This is a genomic window from Halomonas sp. CH40 (assembly GCA_041875495.1).
In the GTDB taxonomy this organism is placed as follows: domain Bacteria; phylum Pseudomonadota; class Gammaproteobacteria; order Pseudomonadales; family Halomonadaceae; genus Vreelandella.
The window spans coordinates 711,080-727,392 of record CP112982.1; the positions used below are offsets into that span (position 1 = coordinate 711,080).

15 protein-coding genes are annotated in these 16,313 nt (G+C 55.9%); 14 read left to right on the forward strand and 1 reads right to left on the reverse strand.

Going from position 1 to position 16,313, the window contains the following annotated elements; genetic code table 11:
* Positions 1–207: 207 nt before the first annotated feature.
* Together OR573_03330 and OR573_03335 are read left to right on the forward strand one after the other, a co-directional pair.
* Positions 208–1,164: a sulfurtransferase gene (locus tag OR573_03330; GenBank protein ID XGA80702.1), complete on the forward strand. Its 957-nt coding sequence runs from the start codon at positions 208–210 to the stop codon at positions 1,162–1,164.
* Positions 1,165–1,210: 46 nt separating this feature from the next.
* Positions 1,211–1,798 (forward strand): TetR/AcrR family transcriptional regulator, encoded by a 588-nt coding sequence (locus tag OR573_03335; GenBank protein ID XGA80703.1) that lies wholly within the window; start codon positions 1,211–1,213, stop codon positions 1,796–1,798.
* Here OR573_03335 and OR573_03340 read toward each other — a convergent pair whose 3' ends face one another.
* Positions 1,799–2,812, reverse strand: a complete 1,014-nt coding sequence (locus OR573_03340) for an isocitrate dehydrogenase (protein ID XGA80704.1) — start codon at positions 2,810–2,812, stop codon at positions 1,799–1,801.
* Between the two features lie 326 nt (positions 2,813–3,138).
* Between OR573_03340 and OR573_03345 the strand changes: the two genes are divergently transcribed.
* The 12 genes from OR573_03345 to OR573_03400 all read left to right on the forward strand — a co-directional run bounded on the left by OR573_03345 (position 3,139) and on the right by OR573_03400 (position 16,298).
* On the forward strand, positions 3,139–4,608 hold the full coding sequence (locus OR573_03345) for a nodulation protein NfeD (GenBank protein XGA80705.1): 1,470 nt from the start codon (positions 3,139–3,141) through the stop codon (positions 4,606–4,608).
* Positions 4,609–4,663: 55 nt separating this feature from the next.
* Positions 4,664–5,452 carry a slipin family protein gene (locus OR573_03350; GenBank protein ID XGA80706.1) on the forward strand — a complete coding sequence of 263 codons (789 nt, stop codon included), beginning with the start codon at positions 4,664–4,666 and terminating at the stop codon, positions 5,450–5,452.
* Complete coding sequence (locus tag OR573_03355) at positions 5,449–6,354, forward strand: DMT family transporter (GenBank protein ID XGA80707.1); 906 nt, start codon at positions 5,449–5,451, stop codon at positions 6,352–6,354. Before OR573_03350 ends, OR573_03355 begins: the two co-directional genes overlap by 4 nt.
* Positions 6,355–6,768: 414 nt before the next feature.
* A complete protein-coding gene (locus tag OR573_03360; GenBank protein XGA80708.1) occupies positions 6,769–8,259 on the forward strand; it encodes a SulP family inorganic anion transporter in 1,491 nt (496 codons plus the stop codon).
* Positions 8,260–8,285: 26 nt separating this feature from the next.
* The gene (locus OR573_03365) at positions 8,286–9,146 is read left to right on the forward strand and encodes a universal stress protein (protein ID XGA80709.1); all 861 of its coding nucleotides are present in this window, start codon (positions 8,286–8,288) and stop codon (positions 9,144–9,146) included.
* A gap of 291 nt (positions 9,147–9,437) precedes the next feature.
* Entirely contained in the window at positions 9,438–10,022 is a 585-nt protein-coding gene (locus OR573_03370) for a hypothetical protein (GenBank protein ID XGA80710.1), read from the forward strand.
* A gap of 14 nt (positions 10,023–10,036) precedes the next feature.
* Positions 10,037–10,648, forward strand: a complete 612-nt coding sequence (locus OR573_03375; protein ID XGA80711.1) for a hypothetical protein — start codon at positions 10,037–10,039, stop codon at positions 10,646–10,648.
* Positions 10,645–11,409, forward strand: coding sequence for a hypothetical protein (locus tag OR573_03380; protein XGA80712.1), 765 nt, complete (start codon positions 10,645–10,647; stop codon positions 11,407–11,409). Before OR573_03375 ends, OR573_03380 begins: the two co-directional genes overlap by 4 nt.
* 18 nt (positions 11,410–11,427) lie before the next feature.
* Positions 11,428–13,902, forward strand: a complete 2,475-nt coding sequence (locus tag OR573_03385; protein ID XGA80713.1) for a hypothetical protein — start codon at positions 11,428–11,430, stop codon at positions 13,900–13,902.
* Positions 13,903–14,057: 155 nt separating this feature from the next.
* Positions 14,058–14,855 carry an AraC family transcriptional regulator gene (locus OR573_03390; GenBank protein XGA80714.1) on the forward strand — a complete coding sequence of 266 codons (798 nt, stop codon included), beginning with the start codon at positions 14,058–14,060 and terminating at the stop codon, positions 14,853–14,855.
* A 146-nt stretch (positions 14,856–15,001) separates the two neighbouring features.
* Positions 15,002–15,358: a RidA family protein gene (locus OR573_03395; protein XGA80715.1), complete on the forward strand. Its 357-nt coding sequence runs from the start codon at positions 15,002–15,004 to the stop codon at positions 15,356–15,358.
* A gap of 1 nt (position 15,359) precedes the next feature.
* Entirely contained in the window at positions 15,360–16,298 is a 939-nt protein-coding gene (locus tag OR573_03400) for an ornithine cyclodeaminase family protein (protein XGA80716.1), read from the forward strand.
* The last annotated feature ends 15 nt before the right edge of the window (positions 16,299–16,313 follow it).

A 16,313-nucleotide genomic window follows, 5' to 3' on the forward strand; every position in this document is an offset into this window, starting at 1 on the left:
TCTATTTCACAACCACCTTTCTATTTCACAACAAGGCTCCCATGCTCGAATGCCATTGGTAGCAATCAGCATGGGATGGCTATATTTATATTCCAAAAAATAACTTTAACATTGTTTCCATATACCACAAAATTATATCAAATATAAAGCAATCGTTAACTCGCCATCTACCCCACAAGCCACGCCTTGCGGGTGTCCGGAGGACATATGTCTCGTACTGTTATCAGTTTGGCCGTTCTGTTTGGTTTTGCCACCCAGGCCCATGCCCTTGAGATGACGCCATTGGTTGACGCCAACTGGCTGGATCAGCATCTGGAATCCGACAACCTGGTAGTGCTGGATGTGCGTTCATCCATCGACAACGGTGGCGATGCCAATAGCTTCGGTGAAGCGCGTATTCCCGGTAGTCGTTATTCCAGCTACACCGATGCAGGCTGGCGGGAAACCCGTGATGAGGTGCCCGGCGTGATGCCCTCGGTGGATGAACTGGAAAGCCTGATTGGTGGCCTGGGCATTGGTAATGACAGCCAGGTGGTGATTGTTGCTGCCGGTACCGGGGCAACCGATTTCGGTAGCGCAGCACGGGTCTTCTGGACTTTCAAGGTGTTGGGCCATGACAACGTGGCGATTCTCGACGGCGGCTTTGCCGGTTGGCAGCAGCAGGGCTTTGAGGTGGCAAGTGGCCGAGTAGCAGCCCCTGAGGAAGTGGATTTCAGTGCCTCCCTGCAGGATGCCTTGCTGGCGAGCAGTGACGATGCCGCTGCGGCGATTGATTCCCCGACCCAGCTGGTGGACGCGCGCCCGGCAGGCTTTTTCACTGCCGATACCCAATCTCCAGCTACCCTGGCAGCCGGTACCATTCCTACAGCGTTGAACCTGGAACACCAGAAATACATCAGCGAGCGTGATGGCGCTTTTTATCTGGATGAAGCGCCGCTGATGACGCGGATCGATGAACTGGGATTGGACGCAGAAACGCCCACCATCGCTTTCTGCAATACCGGTCATTGGGCGGCGATTGGCTGGTTCATGCTTCAGGAGGTCGCCGGGTTTGAAAACACCTCCATGTACGATGGCTCCATGGCTGAGTGGACACGTCAAAATGAGCTGCCGTTGCAGGTAGCGGGTGGTAGCTTGACCACGGTAGGCGAACAGGTTAATTAATTCCGGCACAATTGCGCAGGGACGCGCAGGCGCCTAGAATGCCGGAATGACTTCCGGACGCCCGCTTTCCCATCATCCCGAGGCTGCTTTGGCAGCCGCCATGCAGACCTTCTGGCAGCTGGGCTATCACCATGCCTCATTGCGTGATCTGCTCGCTGCCATGCAGGTATCGCGTAGTACCCTCTACCACTCCTTTGGTAACAAGGAGGCCCTGTTCCTGGCCGCCCTTGATCATTACCGTGAGCGCCAGTTGGCACACTTGGCTGAACGACTGGCCGAAGCCCCCAGCGCCTGGGCTTTTATCGAGCAACTGCTCCATGACACCGCCCAGGACGCGGAAAGCGACCGGGCACGTCTTGGCTGCCTGATCTTCAATTCCGCCACTGAGCTGGGCAGCGAGCAGACACTACCCGCCCAGGCCGCGCAGGCAAGCCTTGAGGCCATCACCGGCTTTTTTACCCAGGTGATGGAGCAGGCCCAGCGCGAAGGAGTGCTTCCGGCTGAGCATAGCCCGCAAGGTGCCGCGCGTTTTCTGGCGCAGTCAGTTGCGGGCTTGCGGATGCTGCTGAAAAGCGGCATCCGTCAGGCTGAGGCTGAAGAAGTGGTGGCCTATATGCTCAGAGGCTTGCGCTGATCAGGCGTTGAACAGCTCGACCAATGCATCGGCAAAGGTATCCGTGTTGCCGGTGCCGCCCATATCCGGGGTGACCATATCACGGCGTGTTTCCAGTACGGTGCGGATGCCCTGACGAATGGCAGTACCTTTCTCGACCATGCCCAGGTGATCGAGCATCTGCGCGGCTGCCAGCAGCAGGGCGCAGGGGTTGGCGAGCTTCTTACCGGCGATATCCGGCGCTGAGCCGTGAACCGCTTCGAAAATAGCCGCGCTTTCGCCAATGTTGGCACCCGGTGCCAGGCCAAGGCCGCCGACCAGACCCGCACACAGATCCGACAGGATATCGCCGAACAGGTTGGTAGTGACCACCACATCAAACTGGTGCGGGTTCATCACCAGCTGCATGCAGGCGTTATCAACGATCATTTCCTGAAATTCGATCTCGGGATATTCCTTGGCCACTTCCCGGGCAACATCCAGAAACAGGCCGGAACTGGTCTTGATGATGTTGGCCTTGTGCACGGCGGTGACCTTCTTACGGCCATTATTCTTGGCCAGTTCAAAGGCATAGCGAACAATACGCTCAGAGCCCTTGCGAGTGACCTTGATCACTGAAATGCCGGTATTACCGTCATCAATAAATTCCTGGCCATCGGATAGGTAGGCGCCTTCGGTATTCTCACGCACCGTGATCATGTCAATATCATCGTAGCGTGAACGGGTGCCGGGGAAGCTGACGGCCGGGCGTACGTTGGCGTAGAGGTCGAAGTGGCGACGCATCTGCACGTTGATCGATGAAAAACCCTTACCGATTGGTGTGGTCAGCGGGCCTTTCAGGGCAATGCCGAAACGCTCGATGGTCTCCAGGGATTCCTTGGGGATCAGGGTGCCGTGATTTTCCAGCGCGCTCAGGCCAGCATCAATAAAGTGGTAGTCCAGACCGCAGTCCAGCGCGTCCAGAACGCGCAGAGTTGCATCCATGATCTCTGGGCCGATGCCGTCGCCCTTGATGACTGCAATAGACTGGCTCATTTCATTCTCCTGTTTGATGACGGCGAGCCACAGCTATGCGAACTAGATTGAATGAAACGCGGATAGATGTTTTCGCCGTGGGTTGACGGTGCAGTTGATAGGCGAGGCAATGGTACGCCAAAGTGAGGCAAAACGTCATCCTGCAAAAGCCGTAGGCAGAGTTCTTGGGAAGAGTTCTTGAGAAGAGGGTTTGGGAGGTTTCGAGAGTTATTCAAAAGTTTTTCAAGAGTTATACGTTGTGTCATAAGCGTTGAACCTGATAGCGTGAACTTGGGTCATAAAATCATGCGCTACGCGATTCGCTGATGGTTATTCGGGAGGCAAGCATGCCGACACTTCCTGTACGTCCATACCGCAAAATGGCTTTTGTTTTATGTATGTTGCTGGGGTTGCTGATGCTGGGCTGGCAGGCGCTTGCCCAGAGCAGTCAAACCCAAGCCAATCAAAATAGTGCCCTGGTGATGACCATTGAGGGTGCCATTGGCCCGGCCACCAAGGATTATTTTGAGCGCGGCCTGCGCCAGGCAAGTGATGAAAATCATGCCGTAGTGATCGTCCAGCTGGATACCCCTGGCGGGTTGGTGGAAACCACACGGGATATGATCAGCGCAATGCTCAACGCGGATATCCCAGTGGTGATGTATGTGTCACCCAGCGGCGCGCGGGCGGCCAGTGCCGGTACCTATCTGCTCTACGGTAGCCATGTGGCGGCGATGGCCCCGGCCACTCATCTGGGGTCAGCCACCCCGGTGCAGATGGGCGGTGGCGGTTTGCCGGGCATAGACCCCGAAGATGAGCCGCCTTCTGACTCTGATACCAATGAGGAATCCGCAGGTGATGACGCCGCGCAGGACGAAGCGGCGTCCGACGACCAGGCCGGGTCTGAAGATGAGGTGCGCCGTGGGGAAAATGCCATGGAGCGCAAGGTGCTGGAAGATGCGGTGAGCTTTATCCGCGGCCTGGCTGAGCGCCATGGCCGCAATGCCGACTGGGCGGAAGAGGCGGTGCGTGACGCGGTTAACCTGACCGCTCCTGAAGCGCTGGAAAAGAACGTCATCGACGTGGTGGCCTCGGATATTGACGATCTGCTGGCGCAGATTGATGGGCGCAGCGTGGTTATGCAAAGTGGCGAACAGGTGCTGGAGACCGCTGACCTTCAGGTTGAACGCTTTGATCCTGACTGGCGTACCCAGCTGCTGTCAGTGATTACCAACCCTAACGTGGCCTACTTTCTGATGCTGATTGGTTTCTACGGCATTATCTTTGAACTCTCAAGCCCGGGTAGCCTCTTCCCCGGTACCATTGGCGTCATCTCCCTGCTGTTGGCCCTGTTTGCCTTTCAGGTGTTGCCGATCAACTACGCGGGGCTGGCGCTGATTCTGGTGGGTATTGGCCTGATGGTGGGTGAAGCGTTAATCCCCAGCTTTGGCGTGCTGGGCGTGGGTGGTATAGCCGCTTTCGTGTTTGGCTCAGTAATGCTGATGGATGCTGAATACCTGGCCGTGTCGCTGCCCCTGATTGGCGGTATCGCCGCCCTGGCGGCTGGATTTATGCTGTGGACACTGCTTAACCTGATGCGTCTGCGTCGCAAACCAGCGCTGGGGGGTGAAGAGGAAATGCTGTATGAAGAAGCCGTGGCGCTGGAAGACTTTGAACGTAAAGGCCATGTGCGCCTGCACGGTGAGCGTTGGAATGCAGTCACCGAGGTGCCTGTGGCAGAAGGGCAGCGATTAAAGGTCATTCGCTTTGAAGGGTTGACCGTGCAGGTATCGCCAGCGCCGTTACCTGAAAAGTGATGCCCTGAGCTAAGCTTCCACTGATAGAAAACGCAAAATACAGACGAGGTGTCCGATGATTCTTTCCTATCTTGTTCCTGTTGTGCTGCTGGTGATGCTGCTGGCAGCGTCCATTCGCATTCTGCCTGAATACAAACGCGGGGTCGTGTTCTTTCTGGGGCGTTATCAGAAGGTCAAGGGGCCGGGCCTGATCATCATTATTCCCGCCATCCAGAAAATGGAAGTGGTGGACCTGCGTGTGATCACCATGGACGTTCCCGAGCAGGATGTGATTTCCCAGGATAACGTCACCGTGAAGGTCAATGCCGTGCTCTACTTCCGGGTGGTTGACCCGGAAAAGGCCATCATTCAGGTGGAGAATTTCACCCAGGCAACCAGCCAGCTGGCGCAGACCACGCTGCGTTCGGTGCTGGGTAAGCATGATCTGGATGAAATGCTGTCCGAGCGCGACAAGCTCAACGATGATATCCAGGAAATCATCGACTCCCAGACCGAGGAATGGGGCATCAAGGTGGCCAACGTCGAGATCAAGCACGTTGACCTGGATGAGAGCATGATCCGCGCCATTGCCCGCCAGGCCGAGGCCGAGCGTGAACGGCGCGCCAAGGTGATTCACGCGGAAGGTGAACTGCAGGCCTCGCGCAAACTGGTGGAAGCCGCTAACGTCATGCAGGAAAATTCTGCCGCCCTGCAGCTGCGTTACTTGCAAACCATGAGCGATATGAGTAACAAGAACGCATCAACCATTGTTTTCCCCTTGCCGATGGACATCATGGAGGCGTTCAAACATATGAAAGCAAAGCATGCATCCGAGGCATCCCAACCTGATAGCGGCAATCAATGACCGCTCCCCCCGGCCTGTCGCGCCGCCAGCAAGGGCTTTTGATGACCGCTGGCGGCGCCCTGATCATTTCCCCTGATGCACTGCTGATCAAGCTGATCAACCTGCCCGACAGCGATATCCTACTGTGGCGAGGCTTATTGACGGCGCTGGGCTTTGCCTTGATTGTCGCGCTGCGTCAGGGGCGTGGCTTTATTAATGCGTACTACCGCTGCGGCGGGGTGGGAATAGGCGTGGCGGTGCTGTTCAGCCTGTCGACCTTTGGCTTTGTGCTGGGTAACCAGTACACCAAGGGCGGTAATGTGCTGATGATATTAGCGGGTGCGCCGCTGATTGCTGCCGCGCTATCGCGCGTCTTTCTGCATGAGCGCCTGCCGCTGCGTACTTGGGTCGCGATTGGCCTGTGCCTGTTCGGCACCTCCCTGATTGTGCTGGATGATGCAGGCGCAGGCTCCTGGAAGGGCAATGCCTTTGCCCTGTTGGCTGCCACCGCTCTGGCGGCCAACTTTACCCTGTGCCGGGCACGCCCCGGTGTGGATATGAGCCCCATGCTGACCCTGGCAGGCCTGATAGTCGCTCTGGTGGCTTTTGTGGCCAGTGGCTTTGGCGCGGGGCTTTCGGCTGTGCCCGCCATGAGCGTTGTCTGGCTGGTGGTGCTGTGCCTGATGCTGTTACCGCTCGGGTTCACCCTGATTCAGCGCGGCCCCTTGTATCTGCCTGCCGCTGATGTTGGGCTCTTAATGCTCTCGGAGGTGGTCGTGGGCACGATCTGGGTGTGGTTGATCCTCAGCGAACGCCCGGCGCCCGTGGCCCTGGTGGGCGGTGCTATCGTGATCGGCACTCTGGTGGCCAAGGGGTTGATGGAACGCCGAATTGAGATGCGGCAGCGCAGCAGGGTGCAGTGACGGCTATTTGCTGCTAAACTCTTGCGCCTTTCATCGGCGCTGTTGGTAACCCTTGCTCAGCGTTGGCTTCATTCGGCACAAATGGCATCCATGATGGCACCTGCTTTTCGCGATACTGTTTTTATTAAGACAGCTTTTTTCAAGACAGCGCTTTCAGGGTTGATGACTCCACCCTAGCGCTTTCCTTCCTTTGCAAGCAATTCCTGCCTGGCGTTCACTGCGCTGTCACGGCGGTATGCCACGCTTGCGCCAAAAAATTGGCTTCTGCCCGAACGTCTGGCATTCGCCCAATCCGTTGGCTTGTCTTCATCCTGTGTGCTTTTTGTTAAGCCGTTTAACGCGGCCTTGATACGTCTTTGCAAAGGCAGTGTCATCGGTCGACTCAATCACCGTTCGATAACCCTGGACCCCCTGATGTACGAAAAATTCAAACTTTCCTGGCTCTCCAATCTCAAGGGCGACACTCTTTCTGGTCTTGTGGTGGCGCTGGCGTTGATTCCCGAGGCGATTGCCTTCTCAATTATTGCTGGCGTTGACCCCAAGGTCGGCCTTTATGCCTCTTTTGCCATCTGTGTGATTATCGCCTTTACGGGTGGCCGCTCAGGCATGATCTCTGCAGCCACCGGTGCCATGGCGCTGTTGATGATTACTCTGGTTAAAGAGCACGGGCTTGAATACCTGCTGGCGGCCACTTTGCTGACGGGTGTGCTGCAGATTATCGCCGGTTACCTGCGTTTAGCGGATCTGATGCGCTTTGTGTCGCGTTCGGTGGTCACCGGTTTTGTCAACGCTCTGGCGATCCTGATCTTTATGGCCCAGCTGCCGGAATTGACCGGCGTCACCTGGCATGTCTATGCCATGACGCTGGCTGGCCTGGCGATTATCTACGGCTTCCCCTATGTGCCGGTAGTGGGCAGGGCGATTCCTTCCCCCTTGGTGTGCATCGTTGTGTTGACAGCGGTTTATATGCTCACCGGCATGGAAATTCGCAGCGTGGGTGATATGGGTGAATTGCCCGATACGCTGCCGGTCTTCCTGTGGCCAGACGTGCCGCTGAACCTTGAAACCCTGATGATCATCTTGCCTTATTCGGTCATGTTGGCCGTGGTGGGGCTGCTTGAATCGATGATGACAGCCACCATTGTCGATGACCTGACCGACACCAAAAGCGACAAGAACCGCGAGTGTAAAGGCCAGGGGATTGCCAATATCGGTTCCGGCCTGATCGGCGGTATGGCCGGTTGCGCGATGATTGGCCAGTCGGTGATCAATATCAAATCCGGCGGTCGTCGGCGGCTATCCACCCTGATTGCCGGGGTTGCCTTGCTGATGATGGTAGTGTTCCTGGCAGACTGGGTCTCGCAGATTCCTATGGCCGCCCTGGTGGCAGTGATGATCATGGTCTCGATCGGTACCTTCAGCTGGGAATCAATCCGCGATCTGAAAAAGCATCCAATGAGCACCAACATGGTCATGCTGGCGACCGTTGCCGTTACCGTAGGGACGCATAATCTGGCGATTGGTGTCTTTGTCGGTGTGCTGCTGGCAGCGATGAACTTTGCCAACAAGGTCGGCAATATTCTTTATATCGGCTCGAAAGAAGTGAAGTCGGGCGTTGAGCGCGAATACGAGATTGTCGGCCAAGTGTTTTTTGCCTCATCTGAGCGCTTTGGTAATGCTTTCGATTTCAAGGAAAGTATTGATAAAGTGACTATCAATCTGACCCGTGCCCACTTCTGGGACATTACCGCCGTGCAGGCGCTGGACAGGGTGGTGATCAAGTTCCGCCGTGAAGGTGCCGAGGTTGAGATCATCGGCCTGAACGAGGCCAGTGCCACCATTGTTGACCGCTACGCGGTGCACGATGATCCTGAAGCCGTCGAAAAACTGATGGGTGGCCACTAAGCCATCCTGCAGCCGAGGAGTGTGAGATGTCAGATCATGTAATGGCCGCCATTGACGGTTCCAGTTTTTCAGAAAACGTCTGTGATTACGCCGCCTGGGCCAGCCTGGCGCTGGATGCCCCCCTGGTGTTTGTACACGTGGTGGATAACCACTCGGACGTGCCGGATGACGCGAATCTTTCCGGTAACCTGCGCTTTGGCGCCCGTGAACGCCTGATGAAAGAGCTTTCCGATCTTGACGAAAAGCGCGCCAAGATCAACCGTGAACAGGGCAAGCTGATGCTGGAAGCGGCTCGTGACCGGGCGATTGAGGATGGCGTCAGCGACCCCCAGACCCGTCAGCGCAACGGCACCCTGGTGGAAACCCTGGTCGAGCTGGAAAAAGACGTGCGCCTTTTAGTCGTCGGCAAGCGCGGCGAAAAGGCGGATCAGGCCACTGGCCACCTGGGCTCCAACCTGGAACGCGTGGTGCGTGAAATGCACCGCCCCATTCTGATGGTGCCGAGTGCCAAGTTCAAAACGCCAGAAAGCGTGATGATGGCCTTTGATGGCAGCAAGACCGCCCGTAAAGGCGTCGAGATGCTGGCCAAAAGCCCGCTGTTCAATAAAGCCGTTTGCCATGTGGTGATTATCGGCGCGGATACCGCTGAAAACCGCTCCCAGCTGGAATGGGCGCTGAGCACCTTGCGCGATGGTGGCCATGACGCTGAAGGCGCCATCCGCGCTGGTGATGTCGAAGCCACCCTGCACGCCTACGAGCAGGAAAACGCCATCGACATGATGGTGATGGGCGCCTACGGACATTCGCGCATCCGCCATCTGCTGATTGGCAGCACTACCACTGAGATGCTGCGCAACAGCCATATCCCGGTGCTGATCTTGCGCTGATATTAATGGATTAACCTGGGAAAGTTCTTGTGTTCACCAGTCCTATGATTAAGGGCTGGTGATTTTCTGCTTGTTCCTTTCCTGCTTTGCCCTTGCTGGACTGCTTTCCATTCAATGGTGCCTCCAGGCGGCACTGTTATCTCTCACCTCAAATCCCTCTTATTAATAATTGTATTCAGTTTTTTCTAATTAAATGACATAAGATGCATTAGAACACTTTAATTAAACGTGTCTAATGTTACAGATGGCTGGTGAAAAGCATTCAGTTTGCTAACCAGCAAGGAGAAATCCATGAAAAAACTCTATACGGCTTCTGCTATTGCTGCGGCGCTGCTTAGTGCGCCCCTGGCTGGTCAGGCGGCAACCGGTCAAACCAGTGTTTCTTTCGATCTACCGGGCATCATCATTCTTCATTATGTCAGCGACGTGACCTTTGATGTGCCCGCCAGCTACTTTGGTGGCGCTGATCAGGCTTTTGATGACAGCGCAGCCAAGACACTAATAAACGATTTTGATGACAATGCTAGCGTAGATATAACAGGTGGCCCGTCAGAAGCAGATATTGACGCAGTTACCGCCTTCATTCGCGATGCCTGGGCGGTACGCTCTATGTCTAGCACTGGTCAATCTCAGGTTAAAATCACTCTGGATACGGCCACAGCGAGCCATTCTACTGCAGGTAGCATTGCGCTTAGCAACGCCCAGGTCAGTGCGGACGGCACCACCTTTGGGGTTACCACACCCTTTGCTTCTCCTGGTATGAGTAGAAATAACGCTGAGTATGGTGATGTCAGCCTTGATCTTGATATGACCAATGCGACCTCTGCAGGTATTTATACGGGCGCTCAGTATACCATCGAAGCTACCAACATCTGATTGATGAGCTGGCGATGCCTCTTCTGTCACTGACAAAAAGCGTCAGAAAACCAAGCCACCTGTGCCTTAGCGCAGTGTGGCTTTTTTATGGTGTGGTGTTCAGCTTGTGGTCATCCAGTGCCTCAGCGGCACAGGGTTGCCAAGGAAAGAAACTCAACATCAATGGCAATGGCCTGGATTTCGGACAAATATCCCCTGGGCAGCTTGGGCTTTCTTCCTATGATATGGCGCTGGGTGCATCACCAACAGGGCCCACTCAGGTCAGTGGCCCCAGGCAAATCGAGATATTGCTGGATGGGGCGGTCTATTCAGATATGCCTGTATGGCTGACGCCAGAGCTTGTATCAATCAATGACTGGGACTGGCGCTGCCGTATGAAAAGTCCTGTCAATGGCAACAATATAGTGGTGAATTATCAACTTAGCGCGGCATCCGGGCAAAGTGGTGGTTTAAGTATTGGTGGGCAATTTATACCAGTGACTCTGGAAACAGATATTTCTGTTACTCCATTTAATCCTCAATTTGTTGAGGTGATAGGACGCATCCGCGCTTATCCGGATCTATCAGATCTGACTGTGGCCGGTGATGCGCAAGGAACGCTACAGATTGAGGTTTATGAACAATGAAGCTTCTTATCTTCCTGGGTATCCTGCTCGCCAGCTTAGCTGGCCAGTCGCTGGCCCAAGCGCCCGCTCAGATTTCAGTTTCCCCGGATGTCTTCCGGATCGATATAGATGACAACCGCCCTCATTCTTTGACGGTGATGAATCTTTCAGACCGAACTATTGAGGCCACCACCAGCGTTTCAGGCTGGACGCTGGAAAATGATCAGGTGGTCCCGACGCCGCCCACTCCCGCAAGCCTGGATCAGTGGATCATACTCAACCCGGTTGATATGAAAATTGCCCCGGGCGAGAGTCAGATCGTGCGCTTTGCTATCCGTCCTTCTTCCGAGCCTAAAAGGGGGGAGCATAGCGCCATGCTATGGATTCAGGAAAAGCATGCTATGGCCCCCTCGCGAATGGTGAAGGCACGTTTTCGTATTGGCGTGGCTATTTATGCAGATAAAAATCCGGTGGAGCGGGCAGGGCAGTTTATCGCCGCCCATATTGAGCCAGATAAAAACCGGCTGAAGCTGGAGTTCTCCAACCAGGGTAATGCCCATGATCGACCCTCTGGAACTGTGACGCTGGAAAACCGTAACAACCAACAGCAAGCGCCCATTACCCTGTCATTGCCCAAGCGCCCGATATTGCCTGGCAAGAAGGCGTCGCAATACGTCTTGCTGCCCACGCTGCCAACGGGCACCTACCTGCTGACGTTGGAAGGTCACTTCTATGACCGTCAACGCGTCTTCCAGCAGCAGATGGAGTTCAGGGCTCCCTAAATGCGCAGGTTGCTATGGATGGTTGGAAAGTGGCTGTTACTGCTTGGCGTGATAGCAAACAGTGCACTGGCAGCAACTCCAGGGCCTCCTGTGCTGGGCGCCCTGATTGTTCGCGGTGATGAAATTGCTGCCATCATGCCCCTGATAGGTAACGATGAAATATGGATTTCTGAAGATGATCTTCTGCTGGTGCCAGGGATCAGCCTGGATCAATCCAGCCGGGAACTCATCACACCGCTGGGGCGAACTCCCCTGGCTCGTCTGACTCAGGCCAAGGGCCCTCAAGGGTATATAGCGCTCAGCGCGCTGAAAACATACCTGGGGCTAAGAGGCAGCTGGAACCCGCAAACCATCGCCCTGGAAGTCAGCCCTCCCTGGCCTGTCAGCATGAACAATACCGGCTCGGCGGGAGATTTGCCAGAACCCGATTTTCGGTCACCGTCTTACAGCTTGAACGGCTTGCGCTATGACTACCGCATCAGTAGCGCAGGTGGTGCCAATAGTGAGATTGGCCAGGAGCATGAAGTTACCCTCAAGGGGCGGTTCAAGCGGGGGCCATGGAGGGCCAGTGCTTACCGTACCAGCGCCGACCGTGAAGGGCTTAGTGAATTATTCTGGTTAAATGACCAAGACAATTACCGGAGCCTGTTCGGCATTCAGTCCGTTCAGTATGGCTCGGTGCTGCCTGTAACGGAGTTCACCGGCTTACAACTACAGTATGCCAACTTTGCGCTACCTGACATCAGCAGCCTTTCTGATGCATCGCTGCAACCCAGCTTCGGCCCTGATCAGCGCATTATTCAAGGCGTTGGCCCCTTGGGCGGCACTGCTGAGTTGCGCCTGGATGGACGGCCTATTGTACGCAGCCGTATCGACTTTGAAGGCCGCTACCGCCTTGAAGTGCCTGCCGAGGTGGGTCGGTTTGGCTCTCTGGAAGTATGGATCTATGAGTTTGATCCAAGCGGTGAGCCAATTCGCCGGGAAGATGTCAATTACTTGTCCAATAGCCAGCTTCTTAATCAGGGACAATGGACAGTTCAGGGTGGGGGTGGTGCCAGTGGTAATGTGTTTGATACGCAATCCGACGCCAGCGGCGTGGCTATCTTTACGAATGCACGATACGGCATCACCAACCGGCTTACCCTTGAAGGTACCACGCTGCGTGATCAGCAGGGGCGCCAATATTTCGGCACCGGCGCCAGCTTTTTTCCCTTTGATGGTTTACAGGGTCATCTAGGGCTCTATCAGAATGAGTCTGGCAATACGGCAGGTAATCTTTCCCTGCAGGGTCAGTGGGGCCGTCACCAGTTGCAGGGCTATTGGAACGAACGCAAACGTGGTTTTGTCGATGATCAGCGCCAAGTCAATGCGCAACTGGATGCTTCACGGCAGTTTACACTTGGCTCAACGCGTCTGGGGTGGTTGGCGCGTCAGCGAGTTAATGAAACTGAAGAAGCCTCCTTTGCACTGCCTTATTTCCATTCTTCCCCAACGGCCTCTTTACGTCTGAGTTCAAAACCGAACTTCAATGGAGACTATCGCAGCGAAGTTCACTATCGGCCATCGCGGCCCTGGCACTTCCAATACCTGAATGAAGCTGCTGACGACACAGTGCGTGTGGACTACAACGTCTCTCCGGCGTGGCAGGTCTATGTGTCACGTCAATGGCGCGAAACACAGACGCGCGATGAAGCCGGTTTTGGCTGGTTTTCTCCCCAGCGTGAAGGGCTCTATGTGCAAGGCGCCCTGATTGATGAACAAGATGGATTCGGCTATAGGGTTAATCTGCGCCACCGCCTGATGCCAGGCCTTTATGCAAACCTGAGCGTCACACAGCGTGCATTACCCGAGTTACCCGGTTTCGAACAGGCTGAAGATTCAGATACCTTTGTGTTTCTGGAGCTCAGCGCAGATTTTGGCGTTAGCGGCGGTCGTTTGTATCCCGCCAGGGCGCTAAGCGGTAGTCAGAACCTGCGCGGCAGTCTTTATGGCACCGTGCGGCTGCCGGATGGAAGCCTTGCCCCGATAGATAACTTACGGCTTCTGCTGGATGAACAGCCACGCGATGCAGGCGGTGCGCCTGGCCGCTTCGCCATGGAAAATATCACTCCCGGCACCTATAAGGTGAAGCTGGACCCTTCATCACTGCCAATTGAATACTCACCAAAAGGCGGTGCTTATTGGGTTGAAGTGGAGCAGGGCGCCACCACTGCGCTGAATTTCGAGGTCGCGATTGAATATGGGGTGGCCGGGCAGGTCAGCCTATCAGGTGGTCAAGATGCTCAGGTAATACAGGTCGAACTGGCATCAACCCAGTCCGATTTTTACCGAGCTGCCTGGACAAACCAGTTTGGCTACTACCGTATCGATGGTGTACCACCGGGTGATTACACACTCACTCCGGTAGGGCATGACTCCCCGCAACGCCATGTGAAAGTAGATAATGACTTTGTATTTGGTCAGGATCTTAGCTTTTCTAAACCCGGTCAATAGAGGCAAAATGCACGGCTCAGGAAGGGTTGGCAAAATGCGTCAAGCATCAAGTATGTTCAACGGGGGAACATGAAGCGACTGTTAGGCAACCCGTTAGTGTTAAGATATAACAACGGTGCCGGTGAACAAACAATACAGGGTGGGATGCAAGCCACATGGGTGATTTCGAACTCCATAGCCGTAACCTGGCGCCTGAACATGTGGCTCACAGTCATGAGTTTCACCAGCTGATACTGGCGACCCACGGTACCACCGAGCTTGCCATGGAAGGGCGGGAAGAGCGGGTCACAGCGCGCCGTGGCTGTCTGATTCCGTGTACTCGCCATCATGAATTCCAGGGCGATGGCTGCAACCGTACTCTGGTGCTGGATATTCCGATTACCCATCTGGCGACACTGGAAAAAGGCGACGAGATTGCTCGGCTGTTCGATAAGCCACGCTTTTTCAACGTTCCGACCGGGCTTAACCAGCTCACCCATGCGCTGGCACAGCAGCTGGAGCAGTGCCCCGGGCTGCAAAATGAGATTGCCGTTCTGCTGCTGCGCGCCCTGACCATGTATTTACAGGATGTGCCGCAAGCGTCCGTCAGCCAATTAGGTGCGCCGAGCCGCAAGCTCAAGCTGAGTGGAAGACACTGCATCAGTGAGCGCCTTGATCTGAAACGCCTGGACGACTGGGTCGACCAGCACCTGGTCGATGATATTCGCGTTGAGCAGCTGGCGGCCCTGTGTGCCCTTAGCCCCGGGCATTTTCATGCCTGTTTTCGTGAGCTGACGGGCGTCACGCCGTTGGCCTATGTGCAGCGCCGCCGCCTGGAACATGCGCGCACCCTGGTGCGCCACAGCGCCCTGAGTCTCGGGCATATTGCCATGCTGGTGGGCTTTCGCGATCAGGGCAGTTTCTCGCGGGCCTATCGGCGTTATTATGAGATTGCGCCTTCCTCGGATCGCTGATGGTTCAGTGCTTGCCGTATTGGCCCGTTGGCAGGTATCAGCGGATTTGCGGGCAAAATGTTCCGAGTCTGGGGCAAGCGCTATGGCCAGCAACTTCGTACTCTCAAAGTGTTATTGCTATTCACCCTATTTTGAGAGAAAACGCCATGAGTGTGACTTACCACGACAGCAACGCCCGCATGAGCCAGATTGCCGTTCACAACGGCACGGTTTACCTGGCAGGCCAGGTGCCCACGGACGCCTCAGCGGATATGCAGGGCCAGACCGAGCAGGTACTGGCACGTATTGATCACCTGCTGGCCCAGGCCGGTACCTCCAAAGAGCACCTCGTCTCCGCGCAGATCTGGGTCACCAGTATGGATGAGTTTACTCATATGAACGCCGCCTGGGATGCCTGGGTAGTGCCGGGGCGCCCGCCCGTGCGTGCGGCAGTGGAAGCCAAGCTCGCCAAGCCGGAATGGAAAGTGGAAATCATGGTTATCGCCGCATTGCCGGAGGCGTGATATGCAGGTCATCTCTGCTGCCGATGTTGAACGTCATCTGGGTTGGGAAGGGCTGATCCAGCGCCTGAAATCCACCTTTGTGGACGGCGTTGAATCGCCACCGCGTCATCACCACGCCATGCATCGCCCAGATGGTGAAGCCACCATGTTGCTGATGCCCGCCTGGGAAGAAGCTGGCTACATTGGCGTCAAGATCGTCAATGCCTTTCCGCAGAATGCCGATCACGGTATCCCGGCGATTTCCGGCCTTTACCTGTTAAGCGAAGGCAAGCACGGCCAACCGCTGGCCTGCATTGATGGCAGCGAGTTGACCCGCCGCCGCACCGCGGCGGCCTCGGCCCTGGCGGCCGATGTGCTGGCCAAGCCAGAGGCTGACACCCTGCTGGTCGTCGGCACCGGCAAGCTGGCGCCCATGGTGATTGAAGCTCACGCCAGCGTGCGCCCGATCAAACGGGTGCTGGTATGGGGGCGCAGCAAGGCCAAGGCGGATGCAGTGGCTGCCGAGTATGCCGACCGTTTCATCACCGAAGGCGTCACTGATCTGGCCTCAGCGGTGGGTGAGGCCGATATCGTCAGTTGCGTCACGCTCTCTACTGAGCCGCTGATCAAGGGCGAGTGGCTGACCCCAGGCACCCATCTGGATCTGATTGGCGCCTTCCGCCCGACCATGCGCGAAACCGATGGCGAATGCCTGCGCCGCGCCGATGTCTTCGTCGATACCTATGCGGGCGCCAAGGGCGAGGCCGGGGATATTCACCAGGCAATCGAAGAAGGCTGTTTCGCGTTTGATGATATCAAAGGCGACCTGGCCGAAGTGCTTAAAGGCGACAAGCCCGGACGTACTCGCGATGAAGCGATAACGCTGTTCAAGTCAGTCGGCGCCTCGCTTGAAGACCTGGCCGCCGCTATTGAAACCTGGGAAAACATGGCTAACGCCTGACAGGGTGAACGATTG